Raw genomic sequence first — 484 nt, 5'->3', positions numbered from 1 at the left:
ACTACGATGGCCGGTTGAGCGGCAACTATGATGGCCGGTAGGATCGGTTGTCTGGGCTGATCGTAGGGAGGGGCGTAGCCCCGACCGGAGAGCGGACCAGACAACCGGTGGCGATCTTTTTCCCCTTCTTTCGGGGGGGCTGATCGGGGCTGTGGCGGGCGGTGGTATCGGAACACTCATCGAACAACGAGCGATGGGTTTGCGATGCCGGGCCACCACATTTCCGATCAGCAGGTATTTCTCTTCATGACCCATCGTCGCCAACACACCCAGGCCGTCGCGGCTGCCAAGGCCGGTATCAGCGAGCGCAGCGCACGCCGGATCGAGAACGATCCGCAGCTTCCGTCCCAGAAGAAGAAGGAGCGCCACTGGCGCACCCGCGCCGATCCGCTCGAGCCATTCTGGCCACGCGTCGAGGAGTTGCTCCAGATCGACGGTATCATTGCCGTCACGGTCTTCGAGACGCTCCAGGACGAGTTCGGCG

The 484-nt window shown here is 63.0% G+C and carries 1 pseudogene; it reads left to right on the top strand.

Going from position 1 to position 484, the window contains the following annotated elements:
• Window positions 1-246 precede the first annotated feature (246 nt).
• Window positions 247-484: pseudogene (locus R5H29_RS00145) on the top strand (IS21 family transposase); the annotation flags it as partial.

Source organism: Stenotrophomonas sp. A3_2 (assembly GCF_036624925.1).
GTDB classification, from domain to species: Bacteria; Pseudomonadota; Gammaproteobacteria; order Xanthomonadales; family Xanthomonadaceae; genus Stenotrophomonas; species Stenotrophomonas hibiscicola.
The sequence above is the reverse complement of the archived record's forward strand: the minus strand, read 5'-3'. Positions and strand labels throughout refer to the sequence as shown.